Source organism: Streptomyces sp. NPDC050704 (assembly GCF_040654355.1).
Taxonomy (GTDB): Bacteria; Actinomycetota; Actinomycetes; order Streptomycetales; family Streptomycetaceae; genus Streptomyces.
Window position 1 is genome coordinate 1 of the sequence record NZ_JBFAHW010000265.1, and the last position, 1,997, is coordinate 1,997.

The 1,997-nt window shown below is 72.5% G+C and carries 1 protein-coding gene; it reads left to right on the plus strand.

Translation table 11 applies throughout. The annotated features are described in order from the left end of the window. Positions 1–1,997 (plus strand): type I polyketide synthase (locus tag AB0I18_RS51960; protein WP_363112878.1); only part of this gene is annotated, 1,997 nt, incomplete at both ends.

Consider the following 1,997-nt stretch of genomic DNA (forward strand, 5'->3'; position numbering starts at 1 on the left):
TATTCCACGGTCACCGCGGACCGGTTCGACACGACGGTCCTGGACGCCGGGTACTGGTACCGGAATCTACGGTCCACCGTCCGCCTCGAACCCACCGTCACCGGTCTGATCGAAGCCGGACACCGGGGGTTCGTCGAGATCAGTCCGCATCCGGTGTTGACGTCCGCGGTGCAGGAGACGGCGGAGGCGGTGGGGCGTGAGGTGGCGGTGACCGGCACGCTGCGGCGCGGTGAGGGCGGCTTGGAGCGGCTGTTGTTGTCGCTGGGCGAGGCGTATGTGCACGGGGCCTCGGTCGACTGGCGGGAGTGGTTCGCCGGGAGCGGTGCCCGGCCGGTGGATCTGCCCACCTACGCCTTCCAACACCAGCGCTACTGGCCCGAGACGATCTCGGTCGCCGGTGCTGCCGGCCGGGCCGTGGACGACTGGCGCTATCGCGTCGTCTGGCGCCGGAGCGCGGCCGCCGAGGACGCGCCGCTGTCGGGGCGTTGGCTGTTGATCTCGCCCGATGAACAGGTCGCCGAAGCCTTGCGGTCCGCCGGCGCGCGGGTCGATGTCTCCGTGCGGGCCGTACCCGGTGACTACGCGGGTGTGGTCGCCTCGCCCGGCTCCCTCGACGAAGCCGTCGCCCTACTGAAAGAGCTCGACGCCACCGGGGTGGGGGCCCCCGTGTGGTGGCTGACCGAGGCGGCGGCCGCCGTCACCTCCGGGGACGAGGTACACCCGGAGGCCGCGCAGCTGTGGGGACTCGGCCCGGTGGTCGGACTGGAGCACCCCGACTGGTGGGGCGGCCTCGTCGACCTGCCCACCCGCTGGACCGAGCACACCGGCCGACTGCTGGCGGCCGTCCTCGCCGCCACGGGAAGCGGCGAGGATCAGATCGCCCTGCGTGAGTCCGGCGTCTTCGTCCGGCGGTTGGTGCGGGCGCCGTTGGCGGGGCGTGGTCCGGTGCGTGCGTGGAAGCCGCGGGGGACGGTTTTGGTGACGGGTGGTACGGGTGGTGTGGGTGCGCATGTGGCGCGGTGGTTGGCCGCCGAGGGGGCGGAGCATTTGCTGTTGACGAGTCGTCGGGGTGCGGCGGCTCCGGGGGCCGATGTGCTGGCGGGGGAGTTGCGGGCTCTTGGTGCCGGTGTGACGTTCGTGGCGTGTGATGTTTCCGACCGGGAGGCGTTGGCCGCCGTGCTGGGGGACGTTCCGCAGGAGACCCCGCTGACCGCCGTCGTCCACGCCGCCGGAGTGGCGACCTTCTCCGACGTACTGTCCATCGAAGCGGCGGAACTGACGGACGGCACCGCGGCCAAGGTGGACGGAGCCCGTCACCTGGACGAGCTCACCGCCGGCCTGGACCTCGACGCGTTCGTGCTCTTCTCGTCGGGCGCGGCCGTGTGGGGCAGCGCGGGCAACGGCACGTATGCCGCCGCGAACGCGTTCCTCGACGGCCTTGCCCAGCAACGCCGTACCCGCGGACTCTCCGCCACTTCGCTCGCCTGGGGCGGCTGGGCCGGCGGTGGCATGCTCCAGGGCTCCGAGGCCGTCGCGGGCCAGTTGGAGCGGATGGGCGTACGGCAGATGCAGCCCGAACTGGCCATCGGTGTCATGCGGGAAGCCGTCGAACACGACGAGACCACCCTCGCCGTCACCGACATGGACTGGCAGCGGTTCGCCCCCGTCTACGCCCTGGCCCGTCGGCGTCCGCTGATCGAGGAGATCCCCGAGGCCGCCCGCGCCCTGCGGGGCCAGGACGCGACCGCGGACGGGGCGGGTACCGACGAGACCGCCGCTGCCCGGCTCAGGGACAGCCTCGGCCGGCTGACCGATGTCGAACGCCAGGACGTCCTGGCAGACCTGGTACGCGAACACGCCGCGGCGGTCCTCGGACACGCGTCCCCGGACGACCTCACCTCGGACCGGCCGTTCAAGGACCTGGGGTTCGACTCGCTGACGGCGACGGAGCTGCGCAACCGGCTGAACACGGCCACCGGCCTGCGGCTGCCCGCCAC